The sequence below is a fragment of the Barnesiella intestinihominis YIT 11860 genome, from assembly GCF_000296465.1.
Classification (GTDB): Bacteria; Bacteroidota; Bacteroidia; order Bacteroidales; family Barnesiellaceae; genus Barnesiella; species Barnesiella intestinihominis.
In genome coordinates, this window is record NZ_JH815203.1 from 629,092 (window position 1) to 647,170 (window position 18,079).

At 44.3% G+C, this 18,079-nt stretch carries 15 protein-coding genes; 9 read left to right on the top strand and 6 right to left on the bottom strand.

Translation table 11 applies throughout. From position 1 onward, the window contains the following. Positions 1–419: 419 nt before the first annotated feature. Positions 420–1,103 (bottom strand): hypothetical protein, encoded by a 684-nt coding sequence (locus HMPREF9448_RS02590; protein WP_008861029.1) that lies wholly within the window; start codon positions 1,101–1,103, stop codon positions 420–422. A gap of 127 nt (positions 1,104–1,230) precedes the next feature. Here HMPREF9448_RS02590 and HMPREF9448_RS02595 point away from each other — a divergent pair, with 127 nt between their 5' ends. From HMPREF9448_RS02595 to HMPREF9448_RS02635, 9 genes are all read left to right on the top strand, one after another. Further along, positions 1,231–4,125, top strand: a complete 2,895-nt coding sequence (locus HMPREF9448_RS02595) for a M16 family metallopeptidase (RefSeq protein WP_008861030.1) — start codon at positions 1,231–1,233, stop codon at positions 4,123–4,125. Between the two features lie 411 nt (positions 4,126–4,536). Beyond that, positions 4,537–5,595 (top strand): linear amide C-N hydrolase, encoded by a 1,059-nt coding sequence (locus tag HMPREF9448_RS02600; protein ID WP_087879921.1) that lies wholly within the window; start codon positions 4,537–4,539, stop codon positions 5,593–5,595. A 177-nt stretch (positions 5,596–5,772) separates the two neighbouring features. Continuing rightward, positions 5,773–6,084: an FtsB family cell division protein gene (locus tag HMPREF9448_RS02605; RefSeq protein ID WP_008861032.1), complete on the top strand. Its 312-nt coding sequence runs from the start codon at positions 5,773–5,775 to the stop codon at positions 6,082–6,084. A 22-nt stretch (positions 6,085–6,106) separates the two neighbouring features. Further along, positions 6,107–6,454 carry a hypothetical protein gene (locus HMPREF9448_RS02610; RefSeq protein ID WP_008861033.1) on the top strand — a complete coding sequence of 116 codons (348 nt, stop codon included), beginning with the start codon at positions 6,107–6,109 and terminating at the stop codon, positions 6,452–6,454. A gap of 842 nt (positions 6,455–7,296) precedes the next feature. Beyond that, positions 7,297–7,926 (top strand): hypothetical protein, encoded by a 630-nt coding sequence (locus HMPREF9448_RS02615; protein ID WP_008861034.1) that lies wholly within the window; start codon positions 7,297–7,299, stop codon positions 7,924–7,926. Between the two features lie 247 nt (positions 7,927–8,173). Continuing rightward, complete coding sequence (locus HMPREF9448_RS02620) at positions 8,174–8,536, top strand: BlaI/MecI/CopY family transcriptional regulator (protein ID WP_008861035.1); 363 nt, start codon at positions 8,174–8,176, stop codon at positions 8,534–8,536. Positions 8,537–8,555: 19 nt separating this feature from the next. Next, complete coding sequence (locus HMPREF9448_RS02625) at positions 8,556–9,824, top strand: M56 family metallopeptidase (protein WP_008861036.1); 1,269 nt, start codon at positions 8,556–8,558, stop codon at positions 9,822–9,824. A gap of 26 nt (positions 9,825–9,850) precedes the next feature. Next, positions 9,851–10,324 carry an energy transducer TonB gene (locus HMPREF9448_RS02630; RefSeq protein ID WP_008861037.1) on the top strand — a complete coding sequence of 158 codons (474 nt, stop codon included), beginning with the start codon at positions 9,851–9,853 and terminating at the stop codon, positions 10,322–10,324. Positions 10,325–10,449: 125 nt separating this feature from the next. Further along, on the top strand, positions 10,450–11,649 hold the full coding sequence (locus HMPREF9448_RS02635; RefSeq protein WP_008861038.1) for a PDZ domain-containing protein: 1,200 nt from the start codon (positions 10,450–10,452) through the stop codon (positions 11,647–11,649). 665 nt (positions 11,650–12,314) lie between these two features. Here the strand turns inward: HMPREF9448_RS02635 and rodA are convergent. From rodA to HMPREF9448_RS02660, 5 genes are all read right to left on the bottom strand, one after another. Continuing rightward, on the bottom strand, positions 12,315–13,766 hold the full coding sequence (rodA, locus tag HMPREF9448_RS02640) for a rod shape-determining protein RodA (RefSeq protein WP_008861039.1): 1,452 nt from the start codon (positions 13,764–13,766) through the stop codon (positions 12,315–12,317). Further along, positions 13,747–15,609: a penicillin-binding protein 2 gene (mrdA, locus tag HMPREF9448_RS02645; protein WP_008861040.1), complete on the bottom strand. Its 1,863-nt coding sequence runs from the start codon at positions 15,607–15,609 to the stop codon at positions 13,747–13,749. The genes rodA and mrdA overlap by 20 nt, the downstream gene beginning before the upstream one ends. After that, the gene (gene mreD, locus HMPREF9448_RS02650) at positions 15,593–16,111 is read right to left on the bottom strand and encodes a rod shape-determining protein MreD (RefSeq protein ID WP_008861041.1); all 519 of its coding nucleotides are present in this window, start codon (positions 16,109–16,111) and stop codon (positions 15,593–15,595) included. Before mreD ends, mrdA begins: the two co-directional genes overlap by 17 nt. Further along, entirely contained in the window at positions 16,104–16,949 is an 846-nt protein-coding gene (gene mreC / locus HMPREF9448_RS02655; RefSeq protein WP_008861042.1) for a rod shape-determining protein MreC, read from the bottom strand. Before mreC ends, mreD begins: the two co-directional genes overlap by 8 nt. Positions 16,950–17,050: 101 nt before the next feature. Further along, on the bottom strand, positions 17,051–18,070 hold the full coding sequence (locus tag HMPREF9448_RS02660; RefSeq protein ID WP_008861043.1) for a rod shape-determining protein: 1,020 nt from the start codon (positions 18,068–18,070) through the stop codon (positions 17,051–17,053). Between the last annotated feature and the right edge of the window lie 9 nt (positions 18,071–18,079).

The window sequence follows — 18,079 nt, forward strand, 5'->3', positions numbered from 1 at the left end:
CGGAAAGATATTTTAAAACTCCTCCCCTGTGTTTTGCACAGCAAAATATAGGGGAGGTGTCCGAAGGACGGAGGGGTTAGAAAACATCGGCAGTAACAGTAACAGTAACAAATCAGGTATCACCCTCTCCCTTGCCGTGTCCCGTGGCATTGCGGGGTGTCACGTATAAAATCGGAGCAGAAGCGAAAGGAAAATACATCTCACCCTCCTCCTCTGTGTTTTGCACAGCAAAATATAGGGGAGGTGGCACGCAGTGACGGAGGGGTTAGAAAACATCGGCAGTAACAAATCAGGTATCACCCTCTCCCCTGCCGTGTCCCGTGGCATTACGGGGTGTTTCCGTTAGGGAATATAGGGGGAGTGCCCAAAGGGCGAGGGGGTTAAACCCCACAATCAAAAACTCTTATGGAATCTTACAACTATTTCCCTAAAAGAGGAGAAATATATTCAAGAACCTTTTGCAAATGATCGACCTTACTCCACTTGATCTTATTCGCTTTAAGAAATACATCAAACTCTTTTCTATTCGATTCGGGCAAGAGCTTCGAAACAGATTTTTTATTGGCATTGACAATTTCACCACCGATAATGAAACACAACCGAGTAGACACCGGTAATGTCTGTCCGTTTTCACGCTCCACGCGAATCATATCGTAATTGAGATTGGCAATGCCGCCGAGCTGTAAACTCGACAAATTATCGACCGCCGAAGTAGACGACGATGTACCGTAAGCCCCCGTCCCTTGCAGCAAACGGTCGAAATCGCCCGTCGTCCTACGACCGAGAATCGCTTGCGGTGTCTCGCCCAATACCTCGATAAAAAAATTCTCGCAACGTACGAATTCGGTACTGTCGGCAAAAACAACCCGACCGATATCGTTTTGATTATCGGGACAGTATATCTGCGAACCATTCAAATAGTGCAAATCGTTACGCAATAAATGAATGTTTACTTTCGCCTCCCCTTTATTCCCCGATTTGGAATAAATAGAAGCCTCCATAAAATCATCGAATAAATACGGCCACATAGTTGTAGGCTCTCCCGCCCGAAGCCCAAGAGAGGTAATCACCCCCAGTAATCCGGCAAATAACAATCTTTTCATAAGAATAAATTTATAAACATTCAAAATTAAATTTGTCAAAAACGACTACAAGTTAGTAATTTTATGTTATTTTTGCTCCTAAGAATAGGAATATTTTGCAAACACAATCACACAAATACTTAACAATATGAAAATCAAACATCTATTGTGCTTTATCGCGCTATGTCTGTTTTTTACTCCGGGTAAAGCCCAACAACTTAGCGTAATGACTCTACGTAATGGAGCAACGGTTTACATTTGGGAAGACAAAAGTAAACCCGATGTATTCGGTATGATCGCTTTCAAAGTAGGCTCGGTCGACGATCCCGAACAATACACCGGACTGGCTCATTACTTGGAGCATGTCATGTTCAAAGGGACCCAAACCATCGATGCACTGGATTGGGAAAAAGAGAAACCCATCTATGAAAAAATTATCGCCAAGTATGACGAACGAGCAGCATTAAGCGACCCCGCTGCCCGCGAAGCCGTAGACAAGGAAATTAACGACCTGACCCGTGAAGCAGCCCAATATGCCGCAGGAAATGAATTTTCCCTTTTGGTAGACCACATGGGAGGACAAGGACTAAACGCCAGCACAGGCTACGACCAAACGGAATACCACAATTCTTTCCCGCCTTCGCAACTCGAAAAATGGCTCGAAATCTATTCCGAACGTCTTATAGACCCCGTATTCCGGGGCTTCCAGACCGAATTGGAAGCCGTATACGAAGAGTACAACATGTATAACGACGACCGCGGATCGAGAATGAGAGAGTTCATCTATGAACAAGCATTCGGAGATCACCCGTACGCCCGTCCCATTATCGGTCTCCCCGAACACTTGAAAAATCCCCAGTTGAGTAAACTGATCGATTTCTATAATACATGGTATGGTCCTCAGAATATGTCTATCATTCTGGTAGGTAACATCGACGCCAAAGAGGCAATACCGATGATTCGCGATAAATTCGAAAGAGTTCCCCGCCGAGCCGAGATACATCGGGAAAAGAAACCCGTCCGCCAATTCAAAGGTCGCACGGAAAAGAGCGCGAAAATTTTCTATTATCCTATGCTGGCCCTCATTTATAACGGAGTTCCTTCGAACGACAAAGAAGAAATCGCATTGGAAATCTGTTGCCAACTTCTCTCCAATTCACAAAAAACCGGTATCCTCGACAAACTGCAACTCGACGGCGACATCATGAGCGTAGGCGCATCTCAAAATGCCATGCGAGATGCAGGGATTCTCATGATCAATGCCATTCCCTCTTTCGATGCGAACCAAAATCGTTGGGACAGTCACAAATCGGTAGAAAAAATCGTATTATCCTCTTTGCGCCAACTGCAAAACGGGGAGTTCGACGAAGCGACCCTCGAAGCTATCAAACAAAACCTGATACGCGAATACGACCTGCAAATGGAATCGAACGAAATGAAGGCTTATATCTTAGCCTCTCTTTTCAATACGGGAGCCGATCCGTCGGACATCGTCAACTTCAAAGAAAAAGTCAAAGCCGTCACCATCGACGAGGTGAAAGCCGTAGCAAAAAAATACTTTAACGACAATTACCTCGCTTTGAATATTCAAGAAGCGAAAAACCTCGACAGCAAAGGACAAAAACTAAAAAAGCCCGATTACAAACCCATCGAGACGAAAAAAGGAGCCAAATCGGAATATGCTAAATGGGTAGAAAGTATACCGGTCAACATGCCCGAAGTAAAATACTGCGACTTCAACTCTATCCAACAAAAGCAAATCAACACACGCAGCAAACTGTTCTACAATCTCAACCCCGAGAACGACGTATTCACGATGACTTTGAAATACGGCATCGGAACGAAAAAGATGCCTAAACTCGAATATGCCGTCGCCCTGATGAACAACGCAGGTATGCTGCCCGATATCGAACCGTTGGCATTCAAACGGGCTATGGGCGAATTAAATGCAAATTGCACATACGCTGTGGACGACAACTACATGTATGTCATGATGAGCGGATACGAAAAAGATTTGGTAAAAGCCTGCCAGCTTCTTTCCAAACAAATCCTTTTCCCCAAACTCGACGACAAGCAGTTGCAAAGCCTCATCGGTAGCGCGTTCGGCTCTCGCCAGATGGAAAAAAGCAGTATCGGGACATTGGAAAGTGCCCTCACGTCATATGTATTATACAAGGATAGTTCAGACTACCTGCAACGCATCCCCACTCGTGATTTAATAGACCTTTCTATTACAGATCTGACGACTCAATTCCAAGCCGCCACGAATTACGAATGTGAAATCTATTACGTAGGTACGGCGCCATTCGACGACGTATATCAAGTATTGAGCCAAAACTTGCCGTTGAAAGCGCAAGAAATGCCCTCTACCTCTCCCGAATTACGTCCTCGACAACAATATACCGAAAATACGATTTTCTTCCTGCCCAACAGCAAAGCGACTCAAAGTAAAATATACTTCTTTATAGAAGGAAAACCATTCGATGTAAAAGACGATATATTCATCGAAGCCTTTTCAAGCTACTTTGGAGCCGGATTCGGAAGCCTCGTCGTAGATGAAATTCGCGAAAAACGAGCCATGGCATATACCTCCTACGGTATCGTGGGAACTCCCTCCGTTGCCGGTCGAAACACGCTATTTCAAGGATTTGTCGGCACTCAGGGAGACAAAACGCTCGACGCTATCGAAATTTACATGAATTTGTTGAAAGATATGCCGTCCACACCCGAACGTTTCGACGTAGTAAAAACCAATATCAAAGAATCTATCCTCAGTGCGAAACCGGGATTCCGTTCTGCAAGTGCCGTATATGAGGCATGGAAACGAATGGGCTATACACAAGATCCGGCCATCGACAAAATGAAAAAGATCGAAACGCTCAAATTCGAGGACATCATCGATTTCTACAACGAGAACATCAAGGGAAAACCGGTTGTTATCGCCATCGTAGGAAATCCGAAAGATTTCGATACTAAGGCTCTTGAAAAATACGGAAAAGTAGTCAAAGTTTCCGAGTCAAAACTATTCTCCGATAGCTTCTGATAAGCCAACGATCAGAGAAAATAAAATCTTAAAAAGTGAGGGTCTCGAATGGCATTTCGAGACCCTCGCTTTTTAGCCATAACGCACCCGCCAACTCCACTCGCTATTCTTAGAAGCTGTTTTAAATTTATTCCGAGACAGATTGAGATCTATGTTGAAGCAGATTGGAGTCCGAGATAGGCAGTCAATAGCGGGCTATTGATAAAAATCAAGGGATTCTAGATGCGAGACAGGGGCGCAATATGGCCGGAACATACCTGCTTGAAATGATAATATTATTTCTCTATAAATTTAAAACAGCTTCTTAAATAAACCTAAGAACCCGTTTAATGTTCCTTTTAAACCGATAATAATCGCCCATCGATTGTTCTTAAAAAAACAACCTCTATAATGAAAGTAAATATGAACATAATGAAAAAAAGTATGACAGGAGCATTTTTAGCGTTGGCAGCCGTTTCAACCGGGAACATAGAGCCTATGGAAGCCTGTACACGCGCCGTGTATATCGGCCCCGAACAAATGGTAATAACAGGCCGTACGATGGACTGGAAAGAAGACATTATGTCGAACATCTACGTCTTTCCTCGTGGAATGAAACGAGCCGGATACAACAAGGGCGAAACCGTGAATTGGACCTCTAAATACGGAAGTGTAATTGCGACAGGATACGATATAGGAACCTGTGACGGAATAAACGAAAAAGGATTGGTGGCAAGCCTGCTATTTTTACCCGAGTCCGTCTATTCACTGCCGGGCGATACCCGTCCGGTAATGGGAATCAGCATATGGACCCAATATGTACTCGACAATTTTGCAACTGTGCACGAAGCTGTCGAAGAATTGAAAAAAGAAACCTTCCGCATAGACGCTCCACGCATGCCGAACAATGGACCCGAATCTACCCTGCACTTAGCAATTACCGACGAAACCGGGAATACGGCAATCTTGGAATATCTCGACGGGAAACTGAATATCCACGAAGGAAAAGAATATAGAGTGATGACAAACTCACCTCGGTATGAAGAACAATTAGCCATTAACCGCTATTGGGAAGAAATCGGAGGACTGGTAATGTTACCGGGAACAAACCGGGCGAGCGACCGTTTTGTACGAGCTTCTTTCTACATAAAAGCAATCCCCCAAACCTCCGATGCCAAAATCGCAGTACCCAGTGTATTGAGTGTCATGCGCAATGTATCGGTTCCCTTAGGTATAAATACACCCGACAAACCGCACATCTCCTCTACCCGTTGGAGGTCAATCTCCGATCAAAAGAACAAAGTATATTACTTCGAATCGACACTCACCCCCAATTTATTTTGGCTCGACTTGAAGAAAATAGATTTCAGTCCGTCGGCAAAAGTGAAAAAACTCCCGCTATCGAACGGAGAAATTTATGCAGACGATGCTATAAAAGATTTACGAGACAGCAAACCTTTCGATTTTCTGTTTCAAACCCCGGTGATGTAATTCACCGGGCATTCCACATCATAGACATGAAACACAGCATAATAAATTGTACAAACACTTTAAGACAGACTTCCGAAATTTACGGAACGAATCAAACACTAAACACGACGCTCCATTTGTCCGAAGAAAAATTTTTCGTACTTTTACCCGAAAATCTGTGACTTCAATCTCGTTCCGATGAAACTGGACAAAAACAAAGTATTCTCATTCATTCGTAACCGGATCTCCGTCGGGAAATTATTTCTTGCCATATTCATTATTTTCATCATCTTCATCGATGAAAACAGCTGTATACAACGCATAAAATACGATGCCGAAATCAACGACCTGCGTAAACAAATAGCGGCACAAAACGATACGACCGAATACTACAACCATAGAATAGAAGAACTGAAAACCGACAAAAATATCATTGAACAAGTCGCGCGCGAACAATATCTTATGAGTAAACCCAACGAAGACATCTATCTCATCGAAAATAAAAAATAACACTATAACACATACGATAAATATGAACCAGCAAACACGCAATATACTATTCATGGTATCCTCCATTGCCGTCATTATAGGGGCGGCTATGCCCTTGTTCATGCTCAAAATGCCGTGGGTTCCATACATTTATGCTTTCGGAGCCGCAGGTATGGCCGTTTGCAGACTCACATTCCGTTACAAAGGGAAAAATTTCCGGTTAAAAAGACTCTACCACATCGAAACATTCTCCTCTCTCTTTTTGGTAGCCTCTTCATATTTCATGTTCAAAGAAGACCCCGATTGGATTATGTTGCTTACTGTCGCCGCTGTCCTACAATTATATACATCGATTCTCATTCCGCGAGTATCAAAGAAAGAAGAAAAATAAGCTACTCCCAACCACTTCCCTTACCGTGCCCCGTAGTCTTACGGGGTGTTTTACACCGCAAAATATAGGGAGAGTGCCCAAAGGGCAAGGGGGTTAGAATACAAGGAAGAACCCCCGATTCCGCCTTTATCGGGCGGTGAAGTCGCAAGGAAGACGGAGGGAAAAGGGCGAGGACTGTTTGAGCGAAGCGAGTTCCTCAGACCCCGACGGCGACCGTAGCGACGAACCCAAAAGTCCGATAACCGCGGCGGCGCTTCTTGGTTCGTTCTTCTCGCTGTTGAGAAGAATGAACAAATAAAGCGAATTAGTGTAACAAGGGCTTTCTTTGGCTGGGAAAGAAAATTCTTTGTATCACAATCCTCCCTTGCCGTGCCCCGTATGCGGGGTATCGCACTGCGATGAGCGGAGGGTTACTCTCACCCTCCTCCCCTGTGTTTTGCATCGTAAAATATAGGGGAGGGGTCCGTAAGGACGGAGGGGTTAAAAATACCCGAAGCGAAAGTAATAGAATTAGTCCTCCTCTCCCCCTGTGTTCCTACAAGGAATATAGGGGGAGTGCCCAAAGGGCAAGGGGGTTAAAACAGAAACAGTAGAACGAATTTATTGAATCTTCAATGAGCGGAGGGTTACTATCACCCTCCTCCCCTGTGTTTTGCAACGCAAAATATGGGGGAGGTGTCCAAAGGACGGAGGGGTTAATAAAAAAAGTACATGGATAACTAAGACAGCCCTTCCGGGTTCATTCTTCTCGCTGCTAAGAAGAATAAACGAATAGAAAGTATAATCATGCCATAATTCCACTATCCCCCTATCCTACCTTCGCAAAAAAAATCAAACGAGCGATGATAGATACAAGATTCGAAACAACCATAGACCTGAGAGGGGAAATCGAGAACTACCGACAAGTGGCGCTCATCAAATACTACAAGATTCTCCTCGAACTCGACCCCCGTCGGGACAGGCTGACCATGCTCGCCGTCATTCGTTGTATCGACAAGCTCGAAAGACATTCCCAAGAACGAAAACGGCCACGAAACGACAAGAAGAAAATGCTGGCCGAAGGAACTCTCGCTTGGCACTATCAGAAACGCAACCAACTCTTCCGAAAAGCCGGACTATACGACATCGAGTCCACACAGTACCTCGTCGACCACGAAGAAATCTTCGACACACACGAGGAACGGGAAGAGCGCGAACGTTTCGAAGCCTGCCGTCGGGAAGCTCTCAGAAGGAAAACCGAAACGCACGGGGCCGAAGAAAAAGAATCCGTGCAACCGGCCATCGCTCACGAAGCCGATAAGGACCTGCAAGAAGACTGCACGACAGCCGGGTCCGGAATCCCGGCACACACCCCGCAGCCCTTATCGCCCCTATCCGGGAGCATCTGGTGCGGCGCTCCTGCCGGTAATCCCATTGGAGAACCTGCACCCGGATTCCATCGATCCTCTTTCGATTGCAACAGAAGAGAATAAATCCGACAGGTGGACGGTGAACCCACACAATCCGTTCCGATGAGTAAAACAATGAGAACTACCTTCCGCCACCGATCCGATGTAAATAGGAGAGAAAAGTTTTATAAACCCCTTCAATAAAATCCGATCGGCTCTCTCACCAGCCTAATAAGTTAAAAAAATAAAACATACTTTCAAATATTCGACACACTCTATTTCAAATCTACGAAAATTTCGTAGATTTGCGAAACAATCGTAGTAATAACACATGGAAAAACTGACACATCAAGAAGAAGAAATAATGCTCGTCATCTGGAAAAAGAAAAGAGGCATTATCAAAGATTTCCTAGAACAGCTGCCCGAACCGCAACCGCCCTACACGACAGTCGCTTCGATTGTCAAAAATTTGGAGAAAAAAGGATTTCTGTCGAGCGAGAAAATAGGCAATACCTATTTATATATTCCACGAATAACCCAAACCGAGTATAAGAAAAAATTCTTATCGGGAATCGTAAAAAGCTATTTTTCAAATTCCTATAAAGAAATGGTCACATTCTTCGCCCACGAACAAAAACTCTCGGAAGAAGATTTGCGACAAATCATCGAAATGATCGAACGAGGTAAAAGCTAACCCATAAAAAACTGAAAACATGGCCTTCTTACTATATCTACTACAAATAAACATAGCACTAAGTCTATTATATTTATGCTATAAAGTTCTATTCTCGCAAAATACATTTTTCGGGTTAAGAAGGCTCATACTCATCAGTATCGTGTTATTCTCCACGACCTACCCGTGGTACGACATTCCCGACATCGACCCTATTATTCCGGCCCATCTGCAAATTACACTTCCCGAAGTACTTTACAGCATGGGAGAAACAGTCCCCCAGAAAGCCTTTGACATATACCCGTTGATAGCTTATCTATACGGAGGAATATGCTCGCTATTCTTGTTACGCATGTTTTTGAGAATAGCTTCGATAATAAAACTGCGGGCAAATGGAAAGCTCCGTATCATCGGGAAGAGCCATATAGTCGTCTGCGACGAAAACATACAACCCTGTTCCTTCTTCCGATGGATATTTCTTCCTCATTCTATTTTGCAAAATAAAAACACGCTCACAAGAATACTCCGACACGAAAATACACACATACGACAATTACATACCATAGATGTCCTATTAGGCGAAAGTATGGCAGCATTATGTTGGATAAATCCGTTAAGCTGGTTATTGCTGAAAGAAATCAGACTGAATCTCGAATATATGGCCGACAAGGCTGCGATTCCCGACGAACAAGAAAAAAAGACATACCAATACCTGTTACTCGACATTTCACAATCGAATAACGAACTCCCTTCCGCAATACCGTTCAATTACTCTTTTTTGAAAACCCGCATTCGCATGATTAACCGGAAGCGATCACAAACGACATCTGTATTCAAATATCTGCTGATACTACCCCTTTTCTTGGCTATCGTAACTGCCAACCAATGCTGTACAGACCAACAACCGCTTCAATCCGAAATTGAAAAAGTATTCCCCAAACCCTCGGAAGTTCAAACGAAAGATAGCTCGACAACCGCTTCCGAAACATCGGAAACTCCCCTCGAAGTCGCGGAAATCATGCCCGAATTTCCCGGCGGAACCGAAGCGTTGCTCTCTTTTATCAAAGACAATCTCGAATACCCGCAAAAAGCTATCGACGGACAAACCGAAGGACGGGTAATCATACGATTTGTCGTAAACAGCAATGGAGAAATATCCGATCCCACAATTCTCAAAGGCATAAACAAAAATCTCGACCAAGCCGCCATAGATGTTATTAACAAACTACCCCGTTGGAAACCGGGACAGCAAGACGGACAACCCGTAAGTGTACGGTTCACCCTTCCCATCGTTTTCAAATTAACCTGATATATTCACTTAAAAAATTTAGACACATGAAAAAGACATTATTATCCTCGATGATTATCATCTTAATGGGTTTGCTCGGAGCTTGTAGCTCCAATACCTCGGACAAAGCGAGTCTGCCGGAACAATCTGCATCGGAAAACGAAACGGCAACCCCGGTCGCAATCGAAGTCCCCGACACACTTGGCAAAACATACGATGCAGCCGAAGTCATGCCCGAATTTCCCGGCGGAACCAAAGCGTTACTCTCTTTTATCGCCGAAAATCTCAAATACCCGCAAAAAGCTATCGACGAACAAACCGAAGGGCGGGTAATCGTACAATTCGTTATCGATAAAACCGGGAAAGTATCGAGCCCCGAAGTCATTAGAGGCGTAACCTCGGAACTTGACCAAGCTGCGTTGGACATCGTCTCGGCACTCCCCGACTGGAAACCGGGCGAACAAGACGGACAAAAAGTAAATGTGAAATACACACTGCCCGTAGTCTTTAAGTTGAAATAACGAGAATGCCGATACAATAGATTTATCTCTGAAAATACGATACGGTTCGAGGGGAAAACCCCGTTCGTTCGAGTTTTCCCCTCGAACCGTACATAACTTTTGCACAATATACCCCCTTTCCGCTTATGAAAAAATTACTTTGCTTTATCGGTCTTTTTCTGGCTCTATTCGCCTTGAAAAGTCATGCCGGTATTCCCGGCGGAACCATACCATTTATCTTTGACAGTCATTTATATCTTCAAGTAAGGCTGAACGACACCATTCCCGTCACTGTTATCTACGATACGGGCGCCGACTTTCTATACCTCGATGAAGATTATTTGAAACTGAATAATCTGCAAAATGCTTTCGGGAAAAAAGGAATAGCAAGAATGGGAGGTGCAGGTAACAACGAGCCCCAATCCGTCGACATCTTCATCGAACCTGTTAAAATCCACTGTGGAGAATTAGATTATCAAAACAAGATAACCCCTGTCATTAAATTGCGTGATATTCTTGGAAAGCACACCGATGGCTTGCTGGGCAATACCCACCTGTTAAATATGCCTTTGGAGATTAATTTCAGTGAAAGCTACATCAAGCAATTAAAAGAACCGCTCCCGGCCGACTCGCTTGACCGTTACCACAAACTTGAAGCTCGATTCAAAGAAAACCGCATCGATGTGAAAGCCAATCTGCAAATCGATTCCGCAAATACGGTAGAAGGCTGGTTTAGAATGGATTTAGGGAGTGGCTCCACCATCACTCTTTCAAATGAAACGACATCTGCGTTAAACCTTGCCGGCGTACGCAAAGCCTACTTCGAAACACAGGCCGGGGGAATAGGAGGAAGTTCCGAGGAATTTGAATTAAGAGCCGAAAAATTCTGTATGGTCGATACGCTCGAAAATCTTGTAATAGACTGCTCCCTCAATAAGAAAGGAGCATTATCATCGGGCAGGCCCTATGTGGGCATCATCGGCAATGAAATCTGGTCGCTCTACGACATTATTTTGGATCCCGTTCATTCCTCCGTATGGGTAAAACGAAACAATAATGAAGGCTCCTATTCCCGATCTTCCATCACGCATATGGCCGTTATCGACCGTACGGACATTTGCGACGGTTGGATTATCAACGGACTTTATAAAGGTGGAATCGCAGAACAGGCCGGTATTGAAATCGGAGACATAATCATAGCGATAAACGACCGGCCCGTTAAAGAAATAACTTGGGAAGAACAGCGAAAAGGGTTAGGCCTCAACGGCAAGACAGAATACACGATAAAGAAAAGAAACGGTGAAATAGTCACTTGCGTCCTATACATTCGTAATCAAATCATCTGACCTGTAAGGTTGCGGAAAACAGCCTGTTTTTTTCATTCAATATAGAAATTCAAATGCACGGCACAAGAACAAAACAGAAACAGTAGAACGAGATTATTGAATCTGCAATGAATAGAGAACAACTTTTAAACTCCTCCCTTACCGAGCCCCGTAGCATGGCGGATTATCTTTGTTTTCACTATCGAAGATATTCTAAAACTCCTCCTCTGTGTTTTGCACAGCAAAATATAGGGGAGGTGTCCGAAGGACGGAGGGGTTAGAAAAATATCGACAGTGGCAGCAACAAAATCAAGTATCACCCTCTCCCCCTGCCGTGCCCCGTAGCATGGTGGAGCAAGGCTCATAAAATCGGAGCAAGGGCGAAAGCGGAATACATCTCAACCTCTCCCCCTGTATTTCCGTAAGGGAATATAGGGGGAGTGCCCGTAGGGCGAGGGGGTTAAAACAGAAACAGTAGAACGAGATTATTGAATCTGCAATGAACGGAGGGTTACTCTTAAACTCCTCCTCTGTGTTTTGCACTGCAAAATATAGGGGAGGTGTCCGAAGGACGGAGGGGTTAGAAAAATATCGACAGTGACAGTAACAAAATCAAGTATCACCCTCTCCCCCTACCTGTCCCGTAGCATGGCGGGGTATCACACTGCGATATAGAGGGAGCAGGTTTAATGCCTTTCGGCTCGCGAAGCATCTATCCGCAACAAAACGAACAACAAAATGGTAAATCCCCACAGCGACGACCCCCCATAACTGAAAAAAGGCAAAGGTATACCGATAACAGGGCACAATCCTATGACCATACCGATATTCACAGCCAAATGAAAAAACAATATCGAGACCACACAATAAGCATATACCCTTCCAAAAGCAGAATGCTGCCGTTCTCCGATAGCTATAAGTCTGAATATGAGCGTAACGAAAAGGACAATCACACCCACGGCTCCCCAAAAGCCCTCCTCCTCTCCAATGGTACAAAAGATAAAGTCGGTATCTTGCTCCGGCACATATTTCAACTTCGTTTGAGTCCCATTCAGAAAACCTTTCCCCCAAAAGCCCCCCGAACCGATGGCAATTTTCGACTGGTTCACATTATATCCCGCACCGCGCAAGTCCTCCTCCATACCCAGTGTCACTTTAATCCGTTTCTGCTGATGAGACTCCAACACTTCATTAAAGGCATAATCCACAGAAAACAGAAAAACGACCGATACGATGGCCGTTGCCAAGATAGTAAGAATCCTCAACGAACGAGTCGAAAAGTAAAGAAGCACCAGATAAACGACGACGGCGGCCGTAGTCCCCATACAAACATACAAGAGATTAACCGGTACATCGAAATACATCAAAATGCCACATACCGCTCCTACCGCCAAATAACCAAGCATCAAATAACGAGCCGCACGACTGTTTCTCTGATAGAATAACAACATTCCGACCACCACCAAAAGAATAAGTACGAAAACCAACACTTCTCCGGCAGGAATCTCCCCCCATAATACACTCGAATATTTGACGGCAACCACAAAATAGACCACGGCGCAAAGACCATAGAAAAGGAACAATCCCGATAATCCTTCCCGATACAGAACAAATATCAACGATGCGAAAACCAACGCCGAACCGGTCTCCTTTTGAGCGATAATCAAAACAATAGGCAACAATATGATAAAAACCGCACGGAATAAATCCCGTCTGTTTTTCAAAGAAAACCCATACGTCCCGAAAGACCGAGCCAAAGCAAGAGCCGTGGCAAACTTAGCGAACTCGGCCGGTTGTAAACTGACAGGCCCCAACACCAACCACGAACGGGATCCTTTTATATCGGGGGCTAAAAATATGGTGGCGATAAGCAAAAGTATGATAATCCCGTAGAATAGATAAGCATAAGTTTCATAAACCCGGAAATCCACCATTAAAATCATAAAAGCCAATACGAGCGACAAACCTATCCATATCAACTGTTTTCCCGACCGCTCGGCAAAGTCGAATATACTGGCATTATCGAAATCGTAACTGGCGGCATAAATGCTTATCCAACCGCAAAGAACGAGAATCAGATAAAGGATTACCGTCATCCAGTCGATAGACCGCCATATATTAATGCTTTTTGACCCCACTGTATATGATTGTGTTAGATTGCAACATACGTTCTTCCAAGTATTTCCGCTCCGGTGCAATCTTCCGGTTCAGATACATCTCCATCATCAGACTTCCGATAGGTACACCATACGTAGCTCCGAATCCTGCATTCTCCACATAAACGGCAATAGCTATTTTGGGGTTGTCCATCGGAGCGAATCCCATAAAAGCCGAGTGGTCTTTTCCATGAGGATTCTGTGCCGTTCCCGTCTTTCCGCACACCTCTATACCCGGTATAGCACCTATACGGCAAGTCCCGCCGGTTACAGCCATGCGCATACCCTCTACGACATAATCGTAATAATGAGAATCGACCATAGTATGTTTAGGAACGGTAAACTCCGGGGAGATAACCGTATCCTGTATCTCCCGAACCAAATGCGGAGTGTAAAAATACCCCCTATTGGCAATCGTCGCCGACAAATTGGCTATCTGCAACGGGGTCGCCAAGACCTCTCCTTGTCCAATCGCAACAGATATAATCGTCAATGCGCTCCATCGATTCTCGCCATATACCTTGCTGTAATAATTACTGTTGGGAATAAAGCCTCGACTCTCACCCGGTAAATCCACCCCTAAACGATATCCATACCCCATCGATACCAAATAATCTTTCCAAACATTGAACGCCTTTGCCGGCGATTGATATTTTTTCCGATTATCGACCATCGAACGCAATCCGTAACAGAAAAACGCATTACACGAAGTTTGCAAAGCCGGAAGTAACGATAAAGGTGATGCATGCCCATGACAGCCGACTTTCAACCGTCCCGACACAAACCCATGATAACAGGGATAAAGAGTATGCTCGGTGATGATCCCTTCGTTCAGGAAAATAAGTCCCTGTGTAGGCTTAAATGTCGATCCCGGCGGGTATGCGGCCATCAAAGCTCTATCGAACAAAGGTTTGTACCGGTCTCTATTCAGTTTCAAATAATTTCTACCTCTCTCCCTGCCAACCAGCATGGAGGGATCGTAAGTGGGACTCGAAACCATCGCCAATATCTCTCCCGTAGACGGCTCGATAGCAACGATAGCCCCAATCTTGTTCTGCATTAATTTCTCACCATAGGCCTGCAACTCGATATCCAACGACAAATTCAGATTTTTCCCCGAAACAGGTGCTACATCATAACGCCCGTCTTCATATCTTCCTTTAACACGGCCATGAGCATCACGCAGTAAAATCTCCACCCCCTTTTCTCCACGTAAAATATTTTCGTAAGAGCGCTCTATCCCCAAATCTCCGGTGTAATCTCCCCGAGTATAATAACTGTCTTTCTCTATATCTCCGGGAGACACTTCCCGAATATTCCCCAATACATTCGCAGCCACAGGGTAAGCATACTCCCTGAGCATACGGTTTTGAATGAAAAAACCAGGGAAACGATATAGTTTCTCTTGTAACCGTCCATAATCTTGCGCAGACAACTGGGTCATAAATGTCTGAGGCGTATATGACGAATAACCGGGATTCAACCTCCGATTTTTCATATCCGCCATGCGCTTATCGAATTGTTCCTTCGTAATCCCCACAGTCCGGCAAAAATCAAGTGTATCGAAAGGGCGAACCTCTCGTACAATCATCATTACATCGTATGCCGGTTGATTAAAAACCAATAACTTTCCATTGCGGTCATAAATAAGACCACGAGAAGGATATTGTGTTTTTTTCAAGAAAGCGTTTCCATCGGCGTGTTGCTTATAGTCGTCGTTCAACACTTGTAAAGAAAACAATCGCACGACATATATGCAAGCAATCACCAACACGATGCCGCCTATCACATATTTACGCCTCTCTAATTTATAGTCTTTTCTCACGTCCCGATTTCGTTAAACTGTCCATTCCCAATATCACAAGAAATGTCAATATAGTACTGGCTAAAACACGCAAAACCAATCTTCCTATATCGAAAAAGCTAAAAGACTCTATTACGAAAAGGAGGGTACAGAAACAAAGTGAAAATGTAAGCACGTAGCGCACGAACAAAGACATTCCGAAATTACGTATAGAGGGTTCCGATTCGCTATAATCTTCACCTCTCGGCGTATAAAGATTCAATATCGGTTTTCTCAAAAAGGCAACGACGGTACAAGCCAAAGCATTCATACCCGGCGTATTGCTGAATATGTCGATTACCAACCCAAGAATAAAAGCAAGCGTTAAAGTCCAATTAACCGAGAGCGATAGAGGTAACCTGATTATAAAATAAATATAAAGAAAAGGAATGGCAACTCCCAATAAATGTATACTATTTCCTATCGTAACCTGCAAGAATACGACTACAATAAACAAGAAAAAATATCGTACCCAACTATTCATATCGAGCCTCCTTTTCAAGTTTATTCTGTTCTTCTTTTTGTCGGTTCGATATAATGCGCACATACCCTAAGCCACTAAAATCGGAACTTAGCTCCACACGCAATGTATAGAAATTATCGTCACGCTGCTTTTTATAATCGCTGATTATACCCACCATAATTCCTTCTGGAAACACAGACGAATAGCCGCTCGTGACAATCGTATCTCCCGGAGCAAACTCCACATGCCGAGGCATCTCCTCTAATACGGCGTAACGAGGACTCACCGCATCCCAAACCAAAGACCCGAAATAGTCGCTGCCTTTTACCTTGCAACTGAGACGCAACTTAGGGTTAAGAACCGATATGGCCACGGAATGATGTTCGCCCACAACATTGATGATGCCCACGACACCGTTCTGATCGACCACTCCCATCTCCGGCTCTATGCCTTCGGCTCGCCCCTTGTCAATCGTTATATAATTGTTTATTTGCGCTATACTGTTATTCACGACACGAGCCACTGCAAAATCATAATCATGAAGTACGGAATCGAAAGGAATCGTATCTTTTCCCACAGAAGACCTATAACGATTCAACTGTTCTTTCAGATTTATTACCTCCATCTCCAACTCTCCGTTTCGTAATTGCAAATCCCTGTTTACTTCTCTCAATCCAAAATATGAAGTTACTTCCGATTGCAAATCATAAACGGCCGCTGCCACTTGATTGGCCGACGAAAGATAAATACTGCGCTGGTAAGGGTTTCGCCCAAACAACAACACGCAACTTATCGCTACATAAATAGCAAGAACTATCCATGAGCTATGCCTCAATAAAAAATTGATTAAGTTGCGCATTTTCTTATTAATTCTATCACAACGAGTTACAAAAGTTTTTTTTCACTTTTGTAACTCGTCTATTCTAAAAAACGACAAAGCCTGTCGATGTATCTTTTCTGTTACCGAATGAGGAAAGAGAACTGGTCGATATTTTTCAATGCAACGCCTGTACCTTTCGCAACAGCATGTAACGGATCTTCGGCGATGTGGAACGGTATTCCTATCTTATCGGTCAACCGTTTATCCAATCCTCTCAATAAAGCACCTCCACCGGCCAACCAAATACCGTTACGCACAATATCGGCATACAATTCAGGAGGTGTATGTTCCAAAGCATTCAACACGGCAGCCTCGATTTTCGAGATAGACTTCTCGATACAATGAGCTATCTCTTGGTAAGAAATGGGGACTTCCATAGGCAACGCCGTCATACGATTCGGACCATGTACGACATAATCTTCGGGAGGATTATCCAATTCGGTCAAAGCCGAACCCACATTGATTTTGATCAATTCGGCCGTACGTTCTCCCACTTTCACATTATGCTGACGCCCCATATACTCTTGTATGTCGTTCGTCAAATCGTCACCGGCTACCCGTATCGAATTGTTCGACACGATACCACCCAACGAAATAACGGCAATTTCGGTCGTACCACCACCGATATCCACAATCATATTTCCCTCGGGAGCCTGAACGTCAAGTCCTATACCTATCGCGGCAGCCATAGGCTCATAAATCATATATACATCTCGTCCTCCGGCATGCTCCGAAGAGTCGCGCACCGCACGAATTTCAACCTCGGTACTTCCCGACGGAATACCTATTACCATACGCAAAGAAGGCGAGAACCAATGACTTTTGGAGCTAACCATCTTTACCATACCTCTAATCATCTGCTCGGCAGCATAGAAGTCGGCTATCACACCGTCTCTCAAAGGTCTGATCGTGCGTATATTTTCATGGGTTTTACCATGCATCAAACGAGCTTTTTCACCGACCGCCAGCAACTTGTCCGTACGTTTATCCAGCGCAACCACCGAAGGTTCGTCCACCACGATTTTATCGTTGTGGATAATCACCGTATTGGCTGTGCCCAAGTCTATGGCAATCTCTTGTGTGAAAGAAAATAATCCCATATCGGTTAT